This is a genomic window from Chryseobacterium nakagawai, from assembly GCF_900637665.1.
GTDB classification, from domain to species: domain Bacteria; phylum Bacteroidota; class Bacteroidia; order Flavobacteriales; family Weeksellaceae; genus Chryseobacterium; species Chryseobacterium nakagawai.
On record NZ_LR134386.1, the window covers coordinates 4,582,142 to 4,607,862 of the forward strand.

The window sequence follows — 25,721 nt, forward strand, 5'->3', positions numbered from 1 at the left end:
TTATTTTGATTCCAGTAATTCATATAATTTTCTTACCAAAACATTCCAATCGTAGTTTTCATCTGCATACGCAATAATGCTTTCCTTAGAAGGTAAGTGCATCTTCTCATCTATAATACTCTGAAGAATGGAGGCTAATTTTTGAGAATCACCTACAGGAAATAATTTACCAAATTTACCAAATCCTGAAATTTCCTGTGCTGGTAATAAATCGCTGGATACTAAAAAATTCCCATGTGCGAGTGCTTCTACCAATACTAAGCCAAAACTTTCATATTTTGAAGTTAAAACAAAAATCTTTGATTTAGCATAATATTCATCTAAAAGCTCTCGACTAGAAATATTGCCAGTAAATTCTATTTTACCCTTTAAACCCGGAGCATTTAAAAAAAAATCATCAATGGTCTCTGAAAAATGGCTATCATATGGTCCTACAATATCTACTTTCCAGTTTTTCAGATCAATATTCGACAATGCAGACAATAAATAGTTAATACCCTTTTCTTCTGCACCCACTCTGCCAACCCATAGAAGTCTATTCTCCTTTGTTATAGTATTTTCCGGGCTCTTTATAAATCCATTTGGAAGAAAACTTACATTTATGTATGAAAACTCATTCATAAAGTCAGCAACTTTTTTGGTCTCAACAGTAAATTTTCCTGTTTTATTATAAAAGAAATTTCTAAGTTTATAATTAACAGATTCTGGATAGAACTTCTCTTCTAACAGAGTGTCATTGGCATCCATTTTAAAGTAAAATTTCAGTCTATTAAAGGACAATACTTTAAATAAAAAACCGATGAGAATTTTTCTGAAAGAAGGATGAAACATCATTACATAATTCATCTTCCAGAAATTGAAAAGCAAAAAAAGAAAAATATTGAGATCTTCATTCTGAAAAACCTTTTTTATCCGTTTGTATTTTAAACCTTTAACTTCATTTTTTAAATGAGGTAAATTTTCAGATGTTTCATAGAATGAGATATAAGAATCATAATAGCCCTCTTTTTGCAGCATGTAAGGAATCATCCCAACATCTTTTACCAGGTGTACATTTTGTCCGATAGGAAATATACAATGAAACTTCTTTTTCCCCATACTATTTTTTTTGAATTAATGAAGTAATTTTTCCTGTTTTCCTCATTATTGGTTCTTCTATTTTTTTAAAGGTCAAATAACAAATTGAAATTAATACCGGTGTTAGGACTGCAATTATTAGCCAATATTCAAGTGGTGACAGATTTTTTACAAATTCATATGGAATAATAAATTTAAAAGTAGTAAATAATAATATCGGATGTAATAAGTAAATACTATAGGATATTTGTCCCAAAAATCTTGAAAATTTTGTGGTTAATAAACCAAATAATGAATTTCCAATTGCAATAAGTAAAAAAATAGCAAATAATAAGATAGCTACCCAATACTGATGTTCATTAATTTTCATAAATAAAAAATAAAAGAAAATTAACATCAATAATATACTATTCCAAAAAGGAGTGTTGGGGTTTTTAATATTTACTTTTCGAACGGCATAGGCTGCAATAACGCCTCCAGTGAAAATGTAAAAATAATAGACATCCGGTTTTAAAAGAACTGTAAATACACTGAATAGAATCGTTGAAATAATGAATATTAAAGTATTGCTCTTTGATCTAAAAAAGATCAAATTCAATAGGGGTAATGAAAAATAAAATAACCATTCATACTGTAAACTCCAAACAACCTGTGCAATGATTATAGTTGTTTCTTTACAAGCATTAATATCAGTAATTCCTAATAAATTAAAGCTCAACCATTGCAGAATTTGTCTTATTAAAAGCAACGGTGGTATATTTAATTTAAAATTTGATAGAACAAATACAAAGAAAAGAATAAAAAAGAATGCAAAATAATACAGAGGCATTAACCTTGTACATCTCGATATGTAAAGCCTTACCCAATCTATTGGCTTCGTTTTATTATCATATAATTTCAAAAAGAAAAGAAATGATGTGATCATGAAAAAAAACAAAACACTGATAGATGCACTTGCATAAAATAGTTTTGAATTGACAAATGTCCAAATTCCATTTTTGAGATAAAAATACCAGATTGCAGAATGCCCTATAAAAACAAAAAAGGCTAGATATCCTCTCAATCCATCAATGCTAAGATATTTTACATGTTCAAGCTTTTCATTAGATAATTTTTGCAATACAAAGCTACTCAAAATACCTACAACAAGTATTAATACAAAAAAGATTGGATTTAAAGCATCTACGCTCATTTTTAATAATTTAATATTTATTCTTTATTTTATTCTTGATTGCCTTGAAAACTACTTCACGTTCCTCAATTTTTAAACCTATACTTAGTCCCAATGTAAAAACACAGAGCAAGAATCCCATGCAGATCATTTTTAGAAGTGAATTATCAATAATAACATATTTTCCTGCACAATACATGATAAGGCAGAGTACAGTTGTGAATATGATATATTTAAAGAGCTCAAGCTTCAGTTCTTTTTTGAATGGATAATTCTGGCTCATCAGGAATGCAAAAAAAACATGAGCAACAGCAATTGATACCGGAAAAGTATAAATTCCTAAGAGCGGTCTGCAAAAGAAATTAAGCGCTACAACCAGAATTTGTGTAAGCATTCCCATTAATGCATAAATTTTCTGTTTTTCAGATGCCAGTAAACTCATTCCAAACAGGATATAAGAGAATAAACCAATTAATGCTGCGGCATATAAAACAGTCATTTCTGAAATGGTTGTCAGCTGTTCATGAGCAATACTTCCTTTATTATAAAGAAAATCAATTACAGCAGGTGCAGCCCCCATTAGAAAAGCAATAATCAATCCTATTAATAAAATACCTAAATGAAATATTTTTTTAAACTCACTATTAAAGTTGTCCTTTTCAGAACGTATATAATATTTAGACAATGTGGGAACAACAACAGTAGTTACAACACTCAGTACGATACTGTATAGTAACATTGGAACACGGTTAGAGAAATCTAAAATAGAAACTGAGCCAGCTCCTAATTCTGCTGCAAATATTTTCTCTAATAAGGTATTAATCTGTCCAAAAAAATAAGGTAGAAAAAATGGAATAGCAAAAAGAAAAAACATTTTGAATCCATCAAACTTAAAATTCCAACGACACTTAAAGAGCGGAATTTTTTTCCTGTAAAAATAAAACAGAATAAAAAATATCAGTAATACTGTTGATATATAATAAGATATTGCTAATGCATATATTCCAAATTGATTAACAAATAGTATCAGTAATACTATATTCAATATATTTGAAAAAAAACTTGATATTTCTGCTACAAAAAAAATTTCATAGGCATTTAAGATACTTATCCCTATTTGCATTAATTGATTGAATAATAATGCAGGTGCTACGTAAATGAGCATCTTCTGAAGAATTTCCAGTTGAGCTACATTGTAATCAGGCGCAATTATCCGAGCAAAAAATGCATTAAATAATACAATCAGTACTATTCCCAGAACTGAGAAACAAATAAAGTAAAATAAAAGAGATTGCGTTTTTCTGATAGCGTACTCATCATTTTCTTTTTCTTTAAGAAAAACAAATTTTGTACGAAATGTTTCATTTATCGGTCCCCAAATAGCAAGATCAAGAGTTGTAATGGTTGCAAAAGCAAGTAACCAAATATCTTTCTCTATACTTACTCCAAAGTAACGCGCTGTAAGAGACAGCAGCACTAAATTAACAGGTATCTTGAGCAGTTTCAATAAAAATAAAATACTGATTTGCTTTCTCATTCTATATGTATGTTATAATGAATCAGCAAAAACTATTGCAGAAAAGGCGAAATATTCTCATAGATTTTTTTAACATCCTGAGATTTTTCTCTTTTCACTACCAAAATAGCATCTTCAGTAACCACCAAAATACTTTTTTTAATTCCTAAAAACTCCGTATGTATATTGCTTCCAATAACCATATTACCATGTTCATCTGTTGGATGACCATTCTTCTTTAAGTAATTATACAGAGAGTCAAAAGATCCCATATCGGACCATGTAAAATTTGATTTTACTACTTTAAGTCGATCAGTTTTTTCCATTACTGCATAATCTACAGATATAGATGGAATATTCATGCTTTCTTCAAGAGGTAACCTATCATTTATTTTTGCATTAAAAGCAATCTCAGACTTTTTATATACTTCAGGTTGATATTTTTTAAGTTCTTCTAAAAAAATACCTGCCTTAAAACAAAACATTCCTGAATTCCATAAAAAATTTCCCTTTACTATAAACTCCTGAGCAGTTTCCAGATTCGGTTTTTCTCGAAATCCTAATACATTATTACCATCCACCTGAATATAGCCAAAACCTGTTTCCGGTTTAGTAGGAACTAATCCAAATGTAACAATTGAATCCTGTTTCGCCAGCAGAATTGCTTCATTAACAGATCTTGCATATTCTTCTTCATCTTCTATTAAATGATCAGAGGGTGTAATGAGTAAAATGTCATCTTTATCTGCTGAAAATGCAGCAAAAGCTATAGCTGCCGCAGTGTTTCTGGGTGAAGCTTCGACTATTTGCTGATATTCTTGTATATTAAGCTCTTGTAAAGCTTCCGAAGACAATTCAAAATTATCTGTATTCCCTATCACAGTTAAGCTGTCACATAGATTTATATTTCTAGTTGCTGTCAGCTGAAAAAGAGACTTTTCACCAAAAATATTCAGATATTGCTTGGGCCTGTGTTTTCTGGATAAGGGCCAAAGCCTGCTACCCACTCCCCCAGAAAGTATAATATTAATAATTTTAGTCATTATAGTCTCTCTTTAATCTTTTCCAACCAGGTTTTTTCCTTCGCTGAATAACCATAGCCATATTTATTACCATAGCCATAATGGTTTTTATCCACATCATTAAGTACAAAGCCTACATTCTTAATTTTATTATTATCAATGTTACTATTAGCAAACTCAATAAGAGATTTTTCTGTATATCTGGATCTTGTAACGTATAAAGTAGCATCTGCTAAATCTGCAAATAAGAACGTATCCGTTACTAATAATAGAGGAGCAGTATCTATAATAATATAATCATACTTTGCTCTCAGATTATCCAATAACACTTCATATCTTCCGTTACTCAATAATTCTGTTGGATTTGGTGGAATCATTCCTGAATAAATAACATCACAATGTGGATTAAATGAAGTAACATGTATGATATCTTCTACTTTGGTTTGATCTGAATACAAATATTCTGTCAAACCGGTTAGTCCTCTTCTCGATGTATTATAACGTTGAAGCTGAGGGTTTCTGATATCTGAACCTATAATGATTACTTTTTTATTAGGCGTTGCTAAAGTCAAAGCTAAATTAACAGAAACAAAAGTTTTCCCCTCACCCTTAACCGAAGATGTAACAAAAACAATTTTTCCATTATCCTTTTTAGGTAATAAAAAGTTCATATTAGTAATTAAGATACGGAAAGCTTCTGCCATTGGTGATAGGTCATTAACCTGTACAATATCCGGATCTCCCTTTAAAACGCTTGGTAATTCTCCTAATACAGAAGCATGAGAAAGTTTCTCTAAATCATGCTTACTCTTAATCTTATTATTAAGCATTTCTTTAAGATAGATAATAATAACAGGTAAAAGAAGTCCGAATAATAATGCTCCGGCAAGGAAAAGCATTTTTTTCGGAGCTACAGGACCAGGTGATGCATAAGCATAGTCTATAATTCTGGCTTTATTTGCTGTAACCGCCAATGAAATTGCGGTTTCTTCTCTTTTCTGTAATAGAAGCAGGTATAAGCTCTCTTTTATCTGTTGCTGCCTCTCAATACTTCTAAACATTTTTTCCTGTGCAGGAATTTTGGTAATTTTTGAGCTTATTATATTTTGTTCGCCCTGATATTGATTTTTAGCTAATTGTAATCCTGTTCTATTCTTCAATAGACTTTCCATAACAGAGCTTCTTAGAGAAGATATTTGCTTATTAAGATCTATGACTACAGGGTTTTGAGGTGTTGCACTTTCAAGTAATCTGTTTCGCTCTAAAACAAGCTGATTGTATGCTGTTATACTAGCAGCAGCAGCGGTGTTATTTAATCCAACATTGGAAGGTAATATATGAGTATTATTTTGCCTTCCCATAAAATCGATTAAAGCATTGGTAAGCTCAAGTTGAGATTCTAAATCAATTTGTTTTGATCTAGCTTCAGCTGATGTTTCAAGGCTTATTTTAGCTTCTGTTGATAAATCAGTAATTTGGTTGCTAGATTTGAAACGTTCTTTTTCATTTTCAACCTGTCCTAGTTCTTTTGATATAAGATTTATTCTATCATCAATAAAATCTTTAGTCTTTTTTGATTCTGAATTCTTATCACTAATAGCATCATTATTATACGCTTTTACTAAAGTATTTACAATATCCTTAGCTTTATTTATATTTGCATAATTTAATGATAAATTAATAACTGTTGATTCTTTATTAATTAAGCTTACATTTAATATGTTCTGTAAATAATTCACAGTACCTTCTATAGTAGAGTAGACAAAATGTATATTATTTACATCTCCAGTCTTAGATTTATTGAACATCGGATTTTTGATGATCAATAAATTGGCATAAGGCAAGCTGATTGTTTTATTAAACTGTGTTTTAATTTCCGGAAAACTATCGCTTGTTAAAATAATATTTTGACCAGAAATTTTAATGGTTACAGGTGTTATTTTATGGGCATACTCCTTTTCATTAATAACTTGAATAGTTATAGGAGATGTCTCTTTGTAGAGTTCCTCGTCATTTAATTTGGATTTTGCATATATTGAAGTCTGCAAATTATTTTGCTTTACAACCTCATACATAAGCTTTTTAGACTTGAAAATTTCTATTTCATTCTCAATACTATTCGTTCCCATTCCTCCAAAACCGGATAAGTCTTGTAAAACACCAAACTCACCTCCTCCTACAGTAGGACTTTTTTTAGCGTCTTTAATAAGAACGGATGACTGAATATTATATATAGGTGTAACAAACTTTAAGTAAAAGTAAGTTGCAACTAAACATATAATAGGAACAATAATAAACCACACCCAGTTTCTCAAATAGGGTTTAATTATCTCCTGAATATTAATTTCTTTTTCTGATCCTTCAATAACTGGATTATCCATTATTTAGTTTTAAATTTTACAATTTGCTATGTTGTCCTATTTTAACAACACATATTAATTAGTTTTTTAATAATTAGAGCCTTGCATCTACTAAACTTCGGTCAATGCAAGCTTTAGTATCAAAAATAATACTATCCTCTTTCTTTATTTTTCCAAAATCTAATGTGAGAAATTCTTTGTGAGATACAGCAATGATAATTGAATCATATTTTTTATTGTCTTTAAGCTGATCTAGAATAGTTACCCCATACTCATGCTTTACTTCTTTCTTATCTGCCCATGGATCAAAAATATCTACCTCTACCCCATAATCTTTTAATTCATTATAGATGTCAATCACTTTTGTATTTCTTACATCAGGACAATTTTCTTTAAAAGTTACTCCTAAAATTAAAGCTTGAGAGTTTTTGATAACATTTCCCTTAGCTATAAGCAATTTTACCACTTTTGATGCTATAAATTTTGCAATTGAATCATTTACCCTACGCCCTGATAATATAACGTCTGGATGATAGCCCAGTTGCTCAGCTTTATGTGCCAGATAATATGGATCTACAGAAATACAGTGTCCTCCAACAAGTCCAGGTTTATATTTCAGAAAATTATATTTTGTCCCAGCCGCTTCAAGAACATCATTGGTATCAATTCCCATTCTATCAAAGATAAGGGCCAACTCATTAACAAAAGAAATGTTTACATCTCGTTGAGCATTTTCAATTGCTTTTGAAGCCTCTGCGACTCTAATACTAGGCGCTTTGTGAGTACCTGCTGTAATTATTTTTTTATATAAATCGTCAACTTCCTGTGCTATTTCAGCTGTAGATCCGGAAGTGACTTTCATTACACTGGTTAAGGTATTTATTTTATCTCCCGGGTTGATTCTTTCAGGGGAATATCCTACAAAGAAGTCTTCATTGAACTTTAATCCTGAATATTTTTCCAGAATTGGAACACATTCTTCTTCAGTACAGCCAGGGAAAACAGTAGATTCATATATGACAACATCTCCTTTCTTGATAATTTCTCCCAGCATCTTTGAAGCTGTAAGCAATGGGTTCAGGTCCGGAGCATTATATTTATCAATAGGTGTAGGTACTGTTACAACAAAAACATTACAGTTGGCAATTTCCTGAATATTACTTGTTCCTCTGTAACCAATAGTTCCTTTTGACTCATTATAACGGTTTAAACAATCTTTAAGTTTATCAATATCCGCTTCTAATGTCGTATCATGACCATTATTAAGCTCATTAATTCTTTCTGTATTAATATCAAAACCCAAAACCGGATAATGATGAGCAAATTCCAAAGACAAAGGTAATCCTACATACCCTTGTCCTATAATGGCTATATTATATGATTTCATTTTTTGTGATTCTTTCAAATAATTAAATTAACAATATTAGTTTTGATAGTTTAATTACGTAACTTTTATTTTTTAAATAAACCAATAACAACAGCAAGAGCTGTGACACCAATAGAAATAGCAGTAAGATAAAGTCCTGTATTAGGATTCTGTCTTGAGACTATTTCTTTTGCTTTAGTTGACTGAACAATAATGGCGTCACCTTGTTTTAAATTAAAAAACGGAGAATTAATCAAGTTAGCGTCCTGTAGATTAATTCTACCATGAGTAACTTTTCCATCTTCAGTTCTTATCACCAATACGTCTGTTCTTTTTCCATATCCGGTTAAATCACCAGCAAGTCCTAAAGCATTCCAAATAGTTGCCTGTCCGTTAGTAATGGCATAATCTCCTTGTCTGTTAACTTCCCCAAGTACTGTAATCTTAAAGTTAGTAAGTCTTACACTTACAGTTGGGTTAATAACATATTGGCTTACTTTTCCTTTTAATTCATTTTTAACATCAATCAGTGTCTTACCTGTTGTATTAATTGTACCAATAACCGGAAAATCAATATTACCATTATTATCTACAATATAAGTAGGTCCTGTTATCGTTGTTGTTCCCTGGCTAGGCATATTGCCTCCTGCATTGGTATTACTAGGCTGAACCATTTCAGAAGAAGAATAGCTCTGATTGAATGGCTTTACTACATCCATATCTTTAGCGGTAATCAGGATAACCAGCTGATCTCCTATCTGTATTGTATTACCAGAATTTTTTACAGATGATTCAATAGCCACTTGTTCTATATTCTGCATATAGTTTAAATCATTCTGAGCATTATCTTTAACCTTACATGATACTAATAAGAGTATAGAAAACAGTCCTAATATTTTACTTTTCATATTTTAAAATTGTACAAATATACATTTATATTTTTTCCTATTTATCCAAAACCTCGTAGATAGAATTATTACTTATAAATTCTGGTACAATAAGCTTAAGAATCTTAACAACTTCTACTTTTTCCTGCATTATAGAGGCTTCCGTTATATGATTTACCAAACGTTCTATTTCTGAAAAAGACATGGTAGGATCTTTAGAAATCATAATTTTTTCATTATGGGTAGGAAGTGTTTTTGCATTATCACTCAACAGTTCTTCATATAGTTTTTCCCCTGGTCTTAGACCTGTATAAATAATTTTGATATCAATATTAGGTTCAAAACCTGATAGTTTTATCATTCTTCTTGCTAAATCAAGAATCTTCACAGGTTCACCCATATCAAAAACAAAGATTTCTCCTCCCTGTCCCATAGTTCCAGCCTGAAGAACAAGTTCACATGCTTCAGGAATGGTCATAAAGTATCTTACAATATCAGGGTGAGTAATGGTAACAGGTCCACCTGCCTCAATCTGTTTTTTGAAATGAGGAATAACAGATCCATTTGACCCCAAAACATTTCCGAATCTTGTGGTAATAAATTTTGTTGTATTACCTTCAGCATGTTGTAAAGACTGAACAAATAATTCGGCTGCCCTTTTGGAAGCTCCCATTACATTGGTAGGATTTACCGCCTTATCTGTTGAAATCATTACAAATCTGTTGACCTTGTAACGACTGGATAATACAGCAATATTTTTTGATCCTAAAACATTTACACGGATTGCCTCGTTTGGATTATCTTCTACAAGAGGAACATGCTTATAAGCTGCAGCATGGTATACCATTGAAAAGTTATACGTCTGGAATAACGGCTCAATTCTGTGAATATTGGAAACATCAGCTAATACAAATTTAAATCTGATATGAGGAAATTTCTCCTTCATTTCAAGTTCAATATCATATAATGGGGTTTCAGCCTGATCAAGTACAACAATCAAGGAAGGGGTAAACTGAGCTACCTGTCGGATAATTTCGCTACCTATTGAACCAGCTCCCCCGGTAACTAATACATTTTTACCGTAATGTCTGCTTTTAACTTCTTCGTTCTCAATCTTGATGGGTTTTCTATTAAGAAGATCCTCAATTTGAAGATTTCTTATTGATCCGCCTAAATCACTATCTCTCAATTTTTGAACAGAAGGAGCTTTAAATACATTCAGATCTTTCTCTAAAAATAAATTGACCCAGGAATTCATTTCATCCTTTGCCATCATTTCTTTTACAATAATAACCCCATCAATAACAAGATCATCTTTTGTACTAGTCTCAATCTTTTCTTTTGCATAGATTGGCTTCCCAAGTAATGATGCTCTTTTTGAATCGGTTCTCTGTGTTAAAAAACCAACTACCTGATAAGGAAGATTGGGGTTATCTAAAATGGCTCTTGCAATAGCAATAGATTGTTCATCAATTCCCAGTACTAAAATCCGTTTTTTCAATGCACTTCTTCTGTATTCTCTTACAATGTGAAAAAATTCTTTAACATAAAGTCTAAAGAGAAATAATCCCATAAAAGAGATCACAAAATATAATACCAGATAAGGAGTTAAAATAAACTTTCCACCTGTAGACCAAAAGTATATCACATTGATTGTAGCAACAACAAACATCGTACTGAAGCACGATACAAGTAATTTGAACAGATCTATAAAAGTTGAATGCCTGATGATCCCGGCATATGTCTTAAAAATATACATAAAGAATGTATTCACCAAGATTATAAAAGCAAAAACAATACTTTTATCCTGATGGTAAATAAATTCCTTTTGAGTAATTTTTTCTATAATATAAGTAGAAAGAAATAGGGATATAACCAGAATAATAATATCTATTACCAATATTATCCATCTAGGAAGATATCTTACGTCTGAGAGATTGACAACATTATCTCCTCCAAATATTTTTTTTCTAAGAGAATTGTACATTGTCTATATTTGTGTCCATATTTTTAATTAGTGTAAGATCCAATTATCCACCAATGATAATTTCGATACAATCATGCAAAAATAAAATTCTATTTAGATACTGAAATCAAAAATAAATTTGATGTTTAACTATTTTCTGAAACCTTTAGGAGTCAATCAATAGAGCAAATGGTTGACAAAAATCATACCATAAAAATTCAGCTAAGGGTGATATTTACCCATAATCCTCTTTCTTAATTTTTTTCAGCTCAAAAAAACAACTTTTAATTTTATTCAATATTTAGTCAAAAATATCATTTATTTTCTCATATTCAAAGCCTCTGCTCATTAAATATTTTATAGTCTTCGCTTTTTTCTGATATTCCTGCAATCCTTTCTGTTTAGAAGAATAATCTTCATAGATCCTTGCGATCGTTTTGGTGTAATCATCTTCATATATTTCATCAAAACACATACTGATCAGTTTTTCAGAGATTTGCTTCTGCTTAAGGTTCATTCTGATCTTATTCCTTCCCCAATGTTTAATGTAAAATTTTCCTCTGATATAGCTTCTGGTAAACCTTTCTTCATTGAGGTAATTTTCTTTCATCAGATAGAGAATAATTTCTTCTTTTGCCTCTTCAATCAGGAGAAATTCTCTCATTTTCTGCTCCACTTCCGCATGACAGCGATCCTGATACACACAATAACCGACCAGTTTCTGCTTGATTTCATCAAAAGTAAAAGATTTCTTTTCCATGTGAATAAAAAAAGAATGAGCTTTCTGCCCATTCTTTATAGTATATTATATTTTATATTAGTAGTTGAATAATGCTTTACCTTCCATTAATTCATTTACTTTCTTTCTTACAGATGCAAGAACTTCTTCATTTTTGATGTTGTCCACTACTTCAGAGATTAGTCCTGCAATAGTTTCCATATCATTTTCTTTAAGTCCTCTTGTTGTAATAGCAGCTGTACCTAATCTGATCCCAGATGTTGTAAATGGAGACTTATCATCGAAAGGAACCATGTTTTTATTACATGTAATATCTGCAAGTACTAATGCTTTTTCGGTTTCTTTACCATTTACTCCTTTATTTCTAAGGTCTACTAACATTAAGTGGTTATCTGTACCTCCACTCACAATATCAAATCCCTTATCAATCATTGCTTTTGATAACGCTTGAGCATTAGCTTTAACCTGTTTTGCATAAGTTTCGAACTGACCATCCAAAGCTTCTCCGAAAGCAACTGCTTTACCAGCAATTACATGTTCTAGCGGACCACCTTGAATCCCCGGAAATACTGCTCCATCCAATACCTGACTCATCATTTTTGTTTCTCCTTTTGGAGTTTTGTGGCCATAGGTATTTTCAAAATCTTTCCCCATCATAATCATTCCTCCTCTTGGACCTCTTAGGGTCTTGTGAGTAGTAGTAGTTACTACGTGGCAGTGTTCAAATGGAGAGTTTAATAATCCTTTAGCTACTAATCCTGCAGGGTGAGCAATATCTGCCCAAAGAGTTGCTCCGATTTCGTCAGCAATTTCTCTGAATTTAGCATAATCAAGGTCTCTTGAATAAGCAGAGAATCCAGCAATCATCATTTTTGGTTTTTCTCTTAGAGCAACTTCTCTCATTTGGTTATAGTCAATAAGGCCAGTTTCTCTTTCTACTCCGTAAGAAACTACTTCATATTGAATACCTGAGAAATTTACTGCAGAACCGTGAGTAAGGTGTCCTCCCATAGAAAGGTCCATTCCCATGATCTTATCTCCTGCTTTCAAAACAGCAAGATAAATGGCTGCATTCGCCTGAGATCCGGAATGTGGCTGCACATTTACATAGTCTACTCCGAAAAGTTCCTTCGCTCTGTTGATCGCTAATGTTTCAACCTCATCTACTACTTCACACCCTCCGTAATATCTTTTTCCGGGATACCCTTCAGCATATTTATTTGTCAGTACACTTCCCATTGCTTTCATCACATTTTCAGAAACAAAGTTTTCTGATGCGATAAGCTCTAATCCATGGGTCTGTCTTTGTCTTTCCTTTTCAATCAGGTCAAAAATAATATCCATTTTACTTTTAGTTTTTGAAATTTTTCACCCCAAATGTACGGAATTTTCGTTGAGATTTTGGCATCAAAAAATATGATTTTAGCCCTGATTTTTTATAAAAGCTTTAAAACATTGTCTATTTATAAATTTTCTTCAATCAATGGTCTTCAGTAGTTTTCCATATTACATTTCATACAGATCAGTATATTATTTATAACCAAAATCTTCTTCTGAGAGCTCTTTATTCACCATTGCTCCGGCAAAATTACCCTGAGCCACAGCATTCGCTACAGATCTCATCATGGTTACATTATCACCACAGGCAAAAACTCCGGGAACTGATGTCTTCTGCATAAAATCTACCTTAATAAAGCCTTGTTCCGTCAGTTCACAACTTAAAGTTTCTGACACATTAATATTCTGTTCAAAAGGAATTTTAGCATATAAAGCTTTTAAAGAAACTGTATTTCCGTTGGTAAAGATGAGTTTTTGAATATATCCGTTTTCATGTTCAATACTTTTAATTTCATCTTCGTTAAGCTTGATTTTATTCTCCTTCAATTTCCCAATCTGCTCACTGGTAAGTTTAGTTTTTCCGTTCGTAAATAAGGTTAGCTCTTTAGTTAAATTAAAGACCAATTTAGAAAACTCGTACGCCATATCTCCGTCAGAGAGAATTCCTGTTACTTCATTCTTCACTTCATAACCGTGACAATAGGGACAGTGTATGACAGAAATTCCCCAACATTCAGTGAACCCCGGAATATCAGGCATCATGTCCTTAATTCCCGAAGCTAAAATGATCTTTCTCGCATAAAATCGATCACCAGAAGATAGCTCTACATAAAAATCATCAGTATTCTTCCCTACTCTCATTACTTTACCATCATAAAACTGAATTGTTTCATATTTTTCCACATCCTTTTTAGCAACCTCTCCGATTTCTTTTGGTGTCTTTCCGTCATGGGTAATAAAATTATGTGAATGAGGAGTCTGCCTGTTACATGGTTTCCCATGATCTATAATCAAAACATTCCTTAAAGATCTTCCTAAAGCCATTCCTGCTGATAAACCGGCATAACTTCCTCCTATGATAATAACATCAAAATTTTTGCTTTGCATATTTTCTGTTGAGATATAATTTATTGCAAATACAAAACTACAACAAAAGTTTATTAATGCAACTTGATTGCGTTATTTTTTTTATTATCTTACTTTACATCAAAGTTTATTTTCTCCATCGATCTTTTATTTCAATTATTTCATCTTTAAGTCTCTTTCGTATATCAATTTTCGCGTCTTCAAAACTAAAAATCATAGTTCCTTTTTCTCTTGCATATGGATTGGTAACAGAATCCGCCATTACAGAATGATTAAAGAAAGCACCTGTCTTTTCTAGTTCATCTTCTGCACTATCTTTGATCCTAATAAGATTTTTATACTTTTTACTTAAATCAAACCAATTGACATAATCTGCATTGAACGACACCGCCTTTATTCCCTGCTTAGAGTAAAAATTAATTGCTCCCGCCTGCCCATAATTATCACAAAGTACTAAGGTGTTTCCTGATTTTGACAAGCGTGCATATTGTTGATCTACTTTCTGAGCCAGTTCTTTCCATCCCAGCATATCTGCAAAATCCTGAGGTAAGGAATGGTCTTTACCATCTTCCCAGCGCAAAAGTCCATACTTTTTATAAGCTTCGGGATTCTCCGCTATAGATTCTGGCGTTTTATTAGGAAATGCTAAATTATATATAGGCACAAACAGAAGAATAGGGTGTAAAATACAAACAGGTTTGAGAAATCTCTTCCATCCACTATTCAAAATATTCTCAAGATAAATCGCTCCGAACCCTATATAAATAGGATAAATACCTATTGCATAATAATCTTTTGCTCTAAAAAACATAAATACTGATAGGGTGATAATATACCCCCAGAAGAAGAACCTGATTTTCTCGAAAGACCTATAAAACAACAAAGCATAAAAGCCAAGCAGGATAACAAAAGTTACACCAATAAAGAATAAAAGCTGTGATTTCAAAAAGTTGAACCGGTCGACATTCACTAACTGGATTTCGGATAATTCTTTCATATGATGAATGACCGGAAAGCCGTTATGATACTGCCAAATAAGGTTGGGGGAAATAATGACCAAAGCTAGAAGGGCAGCTCCATAAGTATGAGGATTTGCAAAAATTCTTCTTTGCTTGGTTAGTAAAAGGGCAGGTAAAAATCCTAATGCAAGAAAAATGATATTGTATTTATTCAAGATTCCTATCCCAAAAATGACTCCGCCCCAATATAGCCAGCTTACTTTTTCAGTATTGATATATTTTATCAGTATATAAAAAAAGGAAGTCCATAACAAAACATCCAATGAATTGGGCTGGTACAGCATATTCAAGCGAAGTAATGAGGAAAATAACAACCCTAAAGCAGTAAGAATACACGCAAAAAGTCCTCCTTTTAATTCTTCGACAGCTTTCCAGACAACTACTATCGTCAAAGCTCCGAATAAAGCCGGAAAGAATCTAATCCAAAATACAGAATCACCCAATACTTTTATCAGCCATGAGATCCATGAGCTCACAGGAGGAACAGAAATATACCCCCAGGCAATATGGTTTCCCTGATCCAGGTGCAAGTATTCATCTCGTTGCAAATCATATTCGGGACTTATCAATGTATATTGAAGAATAAACTTTACAATGATAAAAAGAATAAGAATCAGACTGCTTTTCTTCATGATTATAATTTAAAACTAAAAATAAGACATTTTAAACTTTATATTTATTACATCTTGCAATACTTTATCATGAAAAAGCTAAATATTTTAAACTGATTTAATTTTTTGATGAATCATTTCAACATATACTTTAAGATTTTTCATTCAAAAAAAATCCCAAAGTAGATACTCCGGGATTTAACAGTTTAAAATGTATAGTGTAGTTTATTATTTTGCTTTCGCTTTTTCTTTCAACTCCTCTTTGTCTTTATCGGATGGATTCCAGACTTTTACTTCAGAATCTTTTGTAATATTTGATCCCGGAAGAACCTGAACATTGATACCATCGCTTGCTCCCAGTTTCAAGTATACTTTCTTAAATTTGCCATCCTTTTGTTTTACGTCTACAAAAGGAACATCTTTACCGTCTTTCTTTTCATACTGAACCAAAGATTCATCAAGCAATAAAGCGTTTTTTTGCGAGCTTAACACGATTTCCCCGTTGGCAGAAAAACCAGCTCTGATATATTCATTATTAGGGTTATCTACGTTTCCTTCTACCGGAAACTTAATGGTCCCAGCATTATCTTTTCCTTTTGGAGCAATCATTGTCAGTTTTCCAGGGAAAGTTTTATTCTGTAAGGCACCGATAACAATATTCATATCCATACCTTGCTTCAGTTTTCCTGCCTGAGCTTCATCAATTTCTCCTTTAAAGATCAGAGAGTTCAAATCTGCTACGGAACAAATTGTTGTTCCTGCATTAAAGTTGTTCGCCTCAATTACCTGACTACCTGGCTTTACCGGAACTTCAAGTACTGTTCCCGAAGCTTTGGAGCGGATTTGTGTAGTTGCTAACCCCTGCCCTTGAAGTTCAGGAGTAGCTCCCGTTTTAGCAATCTGCAATCTTTTTTGTGCTGTATTTAATTGCTGTTGAGCATTTTTAAGAGTCTGCTGCTGAGAGAATAATTGCTGTTGAGAATTAAGAAATTCTTGTCTTGATGCAACACCTTGTTTATACAGCTTATCCTGCATATCAAATTGCTTCTGCATATTCCCAACATTCATCTGCGCATTGCTGATCTGAATCTGTGCATTCTGAACTTCCTGCTGAGCAGCATTCACTTCAGAAATACTAGGTACAATTTTCACGGTAGCAATTAGCTGACCTACTTCTACTCTGTCTCCTTCTTTTACTAAAATTTTATCGATAATCCCTGTAATATTGGGCTTAATTTCAATTTCTTCCTTTGGAACAATTTTTCCGGTGGCCATTACCTTATCATCCATATTCTGAATGTTGGGTTTTCGGGTAAGGAAAGCCTCGCTTTCTTTGGAGTTCGATTTTATAAGATAACCAATTCCTGAGAACAATGCCACTGCAAATAAAAGCCCCAAGACTATATAAATGGCTTTTTTCCAAGTGAATTTATTTTTCATATGTATAGTTTATTTTTTAATTAAAGGATTGAAAGATTTAAAAATTAAAAGATTAATACCACATGGTTCTGATCATTTTCAAATTTTCAAATTATTTTATTTTCAAATTATTATTCTGTTCTTAATGCCTCAATTGGTCTAATTTTCACCGCTCTCTGTGCAGGGATCATCCCGATAATTAGTCCTAATACCACCATCACCGCCATGGCAGCAAAAACATTTCCATAATTTACCGTTGGATTATAAAAAGGGAACGAATCCTGTCCCTGAGTAGCTATATTTAAAATCATCAGTACAAAGATTCCAAACATAAATCCCAGCAATCCGGAAGAGAGCGTAATCACAACACTTTCAAGTAAGATCTGATTTCTTACCTCAGCTGGTTTTGCTCCTAATGCTCGTCTGATTCCTATTTCTTTTGTTCTTTCTTTTACGGTAATCAAAAGGATGTTTGAAATGGCAATAACTCCGGCAAGGATCGTCAATGTTCCTACAATAATGGTCAAAAGCTGCATCCCAGTAAGAAAACCTGTCAGCTTTTTAAATTCTTTAGCAACGTTAGCACTTCCGAAAGCGTTGGTATCCTCGGGAGAAACTTTATTTTTTGATTTTAAAATTTGTTTTATCTGATCTTCCAGGGTATTAAGGTTAGCATTAGGCTTCCCTACAATAGCAAACAAATCAATCTGATCTCCTGCATTATACATTTTAGTATAAGTAGATAGTGGAATAAAAGCACTCTGATCACTTTCAAAACCTCCTCCTTTTTTTACTCTGAAAACTCCGATCACATTAAAGAACAGGCCTTTGATGTTAATCGACTTTCCAATCGGGTTTTCCTGTTTCTTTGAATCAAAAAGGTTCTTATAAATTTCTTCACCAATTACCACTACATTTTTATTTCCTGAAACGTCTGCATCATTGATGTAACGTCCGTAAATAAGTTTCTTTTCTGAGATTTTATTTCCTACAGAATAATCTCCCGTCAAAGAATAGGTAGCACTTTTTCCGTTTCTTGACATGGATTCACCTGGTGTTCCTGTGAAGCTTCCTCTTGCATTTTGTGGTGATATGTAATCAATATCGGTCAATTTCTTTTTCAGCATTTCCATATCAGATAAGTTCAAATGAACATCTCTTCCCTTTGGAAATCCTTCATACGGAATAGATGTTTTCTGTGCCCACAGGAAAATGGAATTGGTAGCAAATCCGGAAAACAGTTTATCGAAACCATTCTCCATGCCTTTTGCTGCCCCAAGAAGGCTTACATACAAAAACATGCCCCATCCTACTCCAATCATGGTAAGAAATGTACGGAGTTTATTATTCCTCAATGAATAATAGATCTCCTGCCAAGTATCTTTTTTAAATATGATATTCACCTTTCTGAATTATAAATTATTAATAGTTGTAAAAGAGTAAATCAACAGACTGTCATCATTACTTCATTTCCAAATTATTTTATTTTCAAATTACTATTCTGTTCTTAATGCTTCAATCGGCTTAATTCTTGAGGCTCTGTATGCCGGAACAAATCCTGCAATCAACCCGGAGAACACTAATGCAACAAATGCCATAATGATGGATCCCCAGCCTACACTTGGACTTTTAATAAAAAACTCTTCCAGGCTATCACCAATCAGGTTTAATGTTAAGACACCTATTCCTATTCCTACAAATCCGGAGACCACTGTAATCACAACACTTTCCTGAACAATCAGCGCAACAATTCCTGCAGGTTTGGCACCTATGGCTTTTCGCACTCCAATTTCTTTGGTTCTTTCTTTTACGATGTACACCATGATATTACTGATCCCAATAATACCTGCCAATAACGTCCCCAAACCAATAAATCCTACGATGGCGGTTAGAACTGCCATAAAAGTAAAGGTATCATTCATGTTTTTGGCATTATTCCAGACACGGACTCCATTTTCATCATCAGGAGAAACATTTTTTCTCGCTTTCAGTTTATCTCTCAGCTCGTCTCCATATTTAATGGCATCCTGAGGATTCAATAATTTATCATTATAGGCTATATAAACCGTATTCACGGTATCAGAGCCTTTTTTCATTTGCTGTAAGGTGGTAATAGGTACCGTAATGTGTCTTTCATCTCTGTCTCCACCATCATCTGAAAATACTCCTACAACTTTAAACATTGTCCCGTTAATATCTAACTCTTTCCCTATGGAACCTCCATTTTTAATAAGGTCTCTCTGAACCATTCTTCCGATAACGGCTACATTCTGTTTTCTTGCTAAGTCGAAGGAATTAATGTATCTTCCATCAACAAGCTTTCTGTTTTCAATCACCTGCTCTCCCGGTTCTGCACCATGTACCTGGTAAAGACCACTCTCTTTCCCATATTTTACCATTAAATTGGTGGCATACCTTGGGCTGGCTGCATCTACTTTCTCTTTATCTGTATTGACAAGAAAATTGTAGTCATCATTATTCATATTTACAGTCCTGTCGGATTGTAATCCTTTATAGGCTAAAGTTGTTTTTCCTGTATAAATGGTAATCAGGTTTTTGGCATCTCCTGCAAACCCTTCTGAGAAAGCATTCTGAAGCCCTTTTCCTATTCCAAAAAGTACAATGAAAATAAACAGTCCCAAGGCTACTGTAAATCCCGAAAGGACTGTCCGAAGTACGTTACTACGGATAGAACTGAATATTTCCTGCCAACGATCTAGGTCAAACATTTTTATTATTATTAAAAGATTGAAAAATTAAAAGAATAAAATCATTCAATTTTCAAATTATCTCATTTTCAAATTATCAAATTGTCTAAAGCACAATCTGTTTAATAAACTCATCGCTTTCAATGACACCATCTTTTAGTATTACATTCCTTTTCGTTTGTGCTGCTACGTCCGGTTCGTGAGTTACCACAATAATTGTTTTCCCTTCATTGTTAATATCCTGCAGAAGCTTCATAATATCATGCGTGGTTTTAGAATCCAAGGCTCCTGTAGGTTCATCGGCCAATACTACTTTTGGGTCTGTGATAAGTGCTCTTGCAATGGCTACTCTCTGCTTTTGTCCTCCTGAAAGTTCATTAGGAAGGTGGTTTGCCCACTGTGTAAGACCTACTTTCTCCAGATATTCCAATGCTTTCTGATTACGCTCTTTTCTCGGTACATTTTGGTAATATAATGGAAGTGCTACATTTTCAAGAGCAGTTTTATAACTGATAAGATTAAAAGACTGGAAAATAAATCCTAAAAATTTACTTCTGTATTCTGCTGCTTTTACTTCTGATAAATGTTCAATAGGAACGCCATCCAATTCATAGGTTCCTGAATCTTTTTCATCCAGAATACCAATAATATTAAGAAGTGTAGACTTTCCGGAACCAGAACTCCCCATAATGGAAACAAACTCTCCTTCTGAAATATCCAGATTAATCCCCTTCAAAACATGAAGTTTGCTTTTTCCTGTATCGTATGACTTGTGTAAATCCTGAATTACTAACATGAAGTGATCTATAGTTTTATACCCAATAAGTAGATGATATTTTCAAATTGTTACAAGAATGAAAATTTATTCAAATATTTTTTTGTTTAACACCTTAAGCCTTTATTTAAAATAGTTTATCAAATTTTGTTTAACTGTAACTTGAGTTTTCCATGTATTTACCCCCCAGATACCCTTCTAGCCTATTATTCGAGCCTGTTTCATGTAAATGTGGAAAACTTTTACAGCTAAAAGTCAGTCTATTAGTATTTACCTCTTTCAAAATCAGTTCTTTTTTTCGAACTTTGTCATTAGATTTTGCTCAGAAACGAAAACTTGCAGTGTGAATAACTTAAATTCACAACCCCCACAAAAACAAAAAGTTACACACCTTCTGAACATTATCCACAGAGATCTGAATTATTTAATTATAAAGATATTTAATATGGGAATTTTTGATAAGAGAGTAAGCTATAAGCCATTTGAATACCCGGAGGTTCTTCAATTTGTAGAAGCCATCAACAAATCGTTCTGGGTACATTCGGAAGTGGACTTTACTGCAGATGTACAAGATTTTCATTCGCAGTTGGAACCACATGAAAAAAATGCTGTGAAAAATGCGCTTTTAGCCATTGCACAGATTGAGGTGTCTGTAAAGACATTCTGGGGGAATTTATACAACCACCTTCCGAAACCGGAATTCAATGGATTAGGATCTACTTTTGCAGAATGCGAATTCCGCCATTCTGAAGCATATTCCCGTTTACTAGAGGTATTAGGATATAATGACGAATTCCTTAATGTCATTGAAATTCCAGCGGTAAAAGGTAGAATTGAGTTTCTTGGAAATGCCTTAAAACATGCCAACTCTGCTACTCCAAAAGAATATGTCTCTGCATTATTGTTATTCAGTATCTTAGTAGAAAATGTTTCTCTTTTCTCTCAGTTTGCTATCATCCTTTCTTTCACAAGATTTAAAGGGTTCATGAAAAATGTTTCCAATATCATCGCATGGACTTCTGTAGATGAGCAAATTCACGCTAACGCAGGAATCTATCTGATCAACAAGATCCGTGAAGAACAACCTGATCTTTTAACAGAAAGCGATATTGAAGATATCTACACCCTTGTAGACGAGTCGATCGAAAAAGAAGGAGATATCCTTAGCTGGATCTTCGAATTAGGAGAAATAGACAATGTATCTAAAGAAGATCTATTAAACTTCATGAAGTATCGTGTGGATGACAGCTTGAAGAAAATCAACATGAAAACAAGATACAACATCACTCCGGAACAATACAGACCAATGGTATGGTTCGAAGAGGAAGTTTTCGCTAATTCACTAGATGATTTCTTTGCAAAAAGACCTGTAGACTATACAAAACACGATAAGAGCATTACAGCAAACGACTTGTTCTAATGTAAAGGCGCGAGCGAAGCGAGCGTCAAAGCTGATAGTATTAGAAACAAAAAATTTCTTATATTTCAAAAAACAGAACAACCGTTGACTTAATAAACACAAATAGATATGATTAATGTAATGGTAAGCTATACCGTAAAACCTGAATTTGTTTCTTCAAATAAAGCCAATATTCAAAAGTTTTTAGAGGATTTTAAAAACCTGGATCAGTCAGCATTTGAATATAAGGTTTTCGTAAAGGAGGATGGCGTTACTTTTCTACATTATTCAAACTACATTAATGAAGAAGTTCAACATGAAGTTTTGAATATTCCGTCTTTTAAGGAATTTCAAAGAGTAAGAGATGAAAGTGGATTGAACGACTCTCACAAAGTAGAACTTTTACAATCAATAATATAAAAAAAAACAAAATTCCGGAGTGGTAGTCTCATTCCGGAATTCGAAAATATAACATCTATGGAAGAGCAAAATTCAAATATATGGTGGCTCAATGAAGAGTCTGAGCAAATGCTGAACAGAGGATATCTGTTGAAAGGTGAAACGGTAGATGGAGCTATCGACAGAATTACCACTGCTGCTGCAAAAAGATTATATAAGCCGGAACTTCAGCCCGCTTTCAAAGAAATGATCACAAAAGGATGGATCAGTTTCTCTTCTCCTGTATGGGCTAATATGGGAACAGAGAGAGGTCTTCCTATTTCTTGTTTTAACGCTCACATTCCGGACAGCATTGAAGGAATTACTCATAAAATGGGTGAGGTGATCATGCAGACAAAAATCGGAGGAGGAACTTCAGGGTATTTTGGAGAACTTAGAAACAGAGGAACAGCTGTGACAGATAACGGAAAATCTTCCGGAGCTGTTTCATTCATGAAGCTTTTTGATACGGCAATGGATGTTGTTTCTCAAGGAGGCGTAAGAAGAGGAGCATTTGCAGCTTATCTGGATATTGACCACGGAGATATTGAAGAATTTTTATCCATTAAAGATATTGGTAGCCCTATTCAAAACCTGTTCACCGGAGTATGTGTTCCGGATTACTGGATGCAGGATATGATTGATGGGGATATGGACAAACGTAAAATCTGGGCAAGAGTATTGGAAAGCCGCCAGCAAAAAGGCCTTCCTTATATTTTCTTCACCGATAACGTCAACAGAAACAAACCACAGGTGTATAAAGACCTTGGAATGACGGTAAACGCAAGTAACCTTTGTTCTGAAATCATGCTTCCTTCTACCATGGAAGAATCATTCATCTGCTGTCTGTCTTCTATGAACCTTGAATTGTATGATGAGTGGAAAGATACAGATGCCGTTAAATTAGCGGTATACTTCCTGGATGCTGTATTATCTGAGTTCATTGATAAAACTGAAGGAAACTACTACTTACAAGGAGCAAGAAACTTCGCAATGCGTCACAGAGCTCTTGGATTAGGAGTTTTAGGATACCATTCTTACCTACAGAAAAATATGATTCCGTTTGAAAGTTTTGAGGCGACTCAGTTCAATGCAAGAGCATTCAGACACATCAAAGAACAGGCTGAGCAGGCTTCAAGAGAGTTAGCCAACATCTATGGAGAGCCGGACGTACTGAAAGGATACGGATTAAGAAATACCACTACAATGGCTATTGCTCCTACCACTTCAAGTTCTGCCATCTTAGGACAGACTTCTCCTGGAATTGAACCTTTCTCTTCTAACTATTATAAAGCAGGTCTTGCTAAAGGAAACTTTATGCGTAAGAACAAATACCTGGCAAAATTATTAAAAGAAAAAGGCTTAGATAACGAAGAAACATGGAGAACAATCATGTTGAACCATGGTTCTGTACAGCACCTGAATGAGCTTACTCCTGAAGAAAAGGCAGTATTCAAAACATTTAAGGAAATCTCTCCGATGGAGGTTATTTCTCAGGCTGCACAAAGACAACAGTACATTGACCAAGCACAATCATTGAATCTTCAGATTCCTTCTACAATGCCTGTAAAAGATGTAAACTATCTATATATTGAGGCTTGGAAAAAAGGAGTAAAAACACTTTACTACCAAAGAAGTTCTTCTGTTTCAAAAGAAATGATGGTGAACTTTGTATCTTGTTCAAGCTGTGAGGCATAGAGGAACAAATAATAAACATCTATATAGTAAGACACGCTTTTTAGCGTGTCTTTTTTATTATAATTAAAATTTAACAAAAATTTAACATTTAGGTTTAAAAAACTTATTTTTATTTAATCATCTATTAATACTGAAAATATCAGACCTTCGCTCCCCAAACAGTGAATCAAGTCCTTATATCATTGACTTTCCATTACTAATATGAAGTAATTTTATTTACATTTGTTGAAGATAAACCAAATAAATCAGTTTTTAATAAATAAAATACTAACAATCAAGCGTATTATTAAACATAAATTCAATACAAAATAAAGATTGTATTAAATCTAAATTAATAAATCTCTTTGGGTGATTGGGAAACACATTATTACAACTGATTATTTTTTTAAAACACAATATAAAAAGAGAAAAAAAATACATCATCCATACAAACACAGTATAGTGTGTTCTGATTCTTCCTTTAATTTAAAAACACAAAAAATAAATTTCAGATAACGAAAATTACTCTTAGCAAAATTGCTACAATATAAACACAAAAAATTATTTCGAAAATGAACAAAGTTATTACCCTAATGATGGCTATGGCCAGTATTACTTTCTACGCACAGGTAGGAATCAATACTACTACTCCTGATCAAAGCGCAGCTTTAGATGTTACAAGTACTTCCAGAGGCGTACTTCTACCAAGAATCAGCAATCTATCTGCTGTTACCAATCCAGCTACAGGACTTATTATTTTTGATGCCAACAAAAAATGCATCAGCCAAAATGTAGGAACCCCTGCAACCCCGGATTGGACCTGCCTTTCTCCGTATGTATCTAAATTTTTCTACATGCCGAGTGTTGTTTTTGACACCACAACAACTTCAACAGGCCAAACGAAAGATCTGTACACATTGTATAAAAATCAGTTTTCGAATGTCCCAACAAATGCAAGAAGTGCATCTGCTCCGGCTTCAATCCCTTTTTTCCCCAATGCAACAGATTTATATTATTACGTAACGGGTTATGACCCATCTGTTTTTAAAATAAACAGCGTCAGCAGCACAGGTGTATTGAATTATGATGTTTTATCAAATGCAACTTCAGCATCTTTCATCAACATTGTATTTGTTGTAAAATAAGC

The 25,721-nt window shown here is 33.2% G+C and carries 20 protein-coding genes; 4 read left to right on the plus strand and 16 right to left on the minus strand.

Translation table 11 applies throughout. The features are described 5' to 3' along the window. The 16 genes from EL260_RS20575 to EL260_RS20650 all read right to left on the minus strand — a co-directional run bounded on the left by EL260_RS20575 (nt 1) and on the right by EL260_RS20650 (nt 21,081). Entirely contained in the window at nt 1–1,098 is a 1,098-nt protein-coding gene (locus tag EL260_RS20575; RefSeq protein ID WP_123857381.1) for a glycosyltransferase family 4 protein, read from the minus strand. Nucleotide 1,099: 1 nt separating this feature from the next. Continuing rightward, nucleotides 1,100–2,269: an acyltransferase family protein gene (locus EL260_RS20580; protein WP_123857382.1), complete on the minus strand. Its 1,170-nt coding sequence runs from the start codon at nt 2,267–2,269 to the stop codon at nt 1,100–1,102. 10 nt (nt 2,270–2,279) lie between these two features. Then, on the minus strand, nt 2,280–3,785 hold the full coding sequence (locus EL260_RS20585) for a lipid II flippase MurJ (RefSeq protein ID WP_123857383.1): 1,506 nt from the start codon (nt 3,783–3,785) through the stop codon (nt 2,280–2,282). 32 nt (nt 3,786–3,817) lie between these two features. Beyond that, a complete protein-coding gene (locus tag EL260_RS20590; protein ID WP_123857384.1) occupies nt 3,818–4,807 on the minus strand; it encodes a mannose-1-phosphate guanylyltransferase in 990 nt (329 codons plus the stop codon). Continuing rightward, nucleotides 4,807–7,167, minus strand: coding sequence for a GumC family protein (locus tag EL260_RS20595; RefSeq protein ID WP_123857385.1), 2,361 nt, complete (start codon nt 7,165–7,167; stop codon nt 4,807–4,809). The genes EL260_RS20590 and EL260_RS20595 overlap by 1 nt, the downstream gene beginning before the upstream one ends. Before the next feature lie 73 nt (nt 7,168–7,240). Continuing rightward, a complete protein-coding gene (locus EL260_RS20600) occupies nt 7,241–8,533 on the minus strand; it encodes a nucleotide sugar dehydrogenase (protein WP_123857386.1) in 1,293 nt (430 codons plus the stop codon). A gap of 65 nt (nt 8,534–8,598) precedes the next feature. Next, complete coding sequence (locus tag EL260_RS20605) at nt 8,599–9,420, minus strand: polysaccharide biosynthesis/export family protein (protein WP_123857387.1); 822 nt, start codon at nt 9,418–9,420, stop codon at nt 8,599–8,601. A 37-nt stretch (nt 9,421–9,457) separates the two neighbouring features. After that, on the minus strand, nt 9,458–11,386 hold the full coding sequence (locus EL260_RS20610; protein ID WP_123857388.1) for a polysaccharide biosynthesis protein: 1,929 nt from the start codon (nt 11,384–11,386) through the stop codon (nt 9,458–9,460). A 280-nt stretch (nt 11,387–11,666) separates the two neighbouring features. Then, entirely contained in the window at nt 11,667–12,131 is a 465-nt protein-coding gene (locus EL260_RS20615; RefSeq protein ID WP_394343550.1) for a regulatory protein RecX, read from the minus strand. Between the two features lie 51 nt (nt 12,132–12,182). Next, entirely contained in the window at nt 12,183–13,448 is a 1,266-nt protein-coding gene (gene glyA / locus EL260_RS20620) for a serine hydroxymethyltransferase (RefSeq protein ID WP_123857389.1), read from the minus strand. Between the two features lie 186 nt (nt 13,449–13,634). After that, entirely contained in the window at nt 13,635–14,549 is a 915-nt protein-coding gene (locus EL260_RS20625; protein ID WP_123857390.1) for an NAD(P)/FAD-dependent oxidoreductase, read from the minus strand. A 106-nt stretch (nt 14,550–14,655) separates the two neighbouring features. Next, nucleotides 14,656–16,179 carry a glycosyltransferase family 39 protein gene (locus EL260_RS20630; RefSeq protein ID WP_123857391.1) on the minus strand — a complete coding sequence of 508 codons (1,524 nt, stop codon included), beginning with the start codon at nt 16,177–16,179 and terminating at the stop codon, nt 14,656–14,658. 207 nt (nt 16,180–16,386) lie between these two features. Beyond that, nucleotides 16,387–17,598 (minus strand): efflux RND transporter periplasmic adaptor subunit, encoded by a 1,212-nt coding sequence (locus EL260_RS20635; protein WP_185145924.1) that lies wholly within the window; start codon nt 17,596–17,598, stop codon nt 16,387–16,389. Nucleotides 17,599–17,708: 110 nt separating this feature from the next. Next, nucleotides 17,709–18,980 (minus strand): ABC transporter permease, encoded by a 1,272-nt coding sequence (locus EL260_RS20640; RefSeq protein ID WP_123857393.1) that lies wholly within the window; start codon nt 18,978–18,980, stop codon nt 17,709–17,711. A 93-nt stretch (nt 18,981–19,073) separates the two neighbouring features. Next, entirely contained in the window at nt 19,074–20,306 is a 1,233-nt protein-coding gene (locus EL260_RS20645; RefSeq protein WP_123857394.1) for an ABC transporter permease, read from the minus strand. Between the two features lie 85 nt (nt 20,307–20,391). Continuing rightward, complete coding sequence (locus EL260_RS20650) at nt 20,392–21,081, minus strand: ABC transporter ATP-binding protein (RefSeq protein ID WP_123857395.1); 690 nt, start codon at nt 21,079–21,081, stop codon at nt 20,392–20,394. Between the two features lie 424 nt (nt 21,082–21,505). Between EL260_RS20650 and EL260_RS20655 the strand changes: the two genes are divergently transcribed. From EL260_RS20655 to EL260_RS20670, 4 genes are all read left to right on the plus strand, one after another. Further along, nucleotides 21,506–22,480, plus strand: coding sequence for a ribonucleotide-diphosphate reductase subunit beta (locus EL260_RS20655; protein WP_123860591.1), 975 nt, complete (start codon nt 21,506–21,508; stop codon nt 22,478–22,480). A gap of 108 nt (nt 22,481–22,588) precedes the next feature. Beyond that, a complete protein-coding gene (locus EL260_RS20660; protein WP_123857396.1) occupies nt 22,589–22,879 on the plus strand; it encodes a hypothetical protein in 291 nt (96 codons plus the stop codon). A 57-nt stretch (nt 22,880–22,936) separates the two neighbouring features. Continuing rightward, nucleotides 22,937–24,595, plus strand: a complete 1,659-nt coding sequence (locus EL260_RS20665; RefSeq protein WP_123857397.1) for a ribonucleoside-diphosphate reductase subunit alpha — start codon at nt 22,937–22,939, stop codon at nt 24,593–24,595. A 551-nt stretch (nt 24,596–25,146) separates the two neighbouring features. After that, nucleotides 25,147–25,719, plus strand: a complete 573-nt coding sequence (locus EL260_RS20670) for a hypothetical protein (protein ID WP_123857398.1) — start codon at nt 25,147–25,149, stop codon at nt 25,717–25,719. The last annotated feature ends 2 nt before the right edge of the window (nt 25,720–25,721 follow it).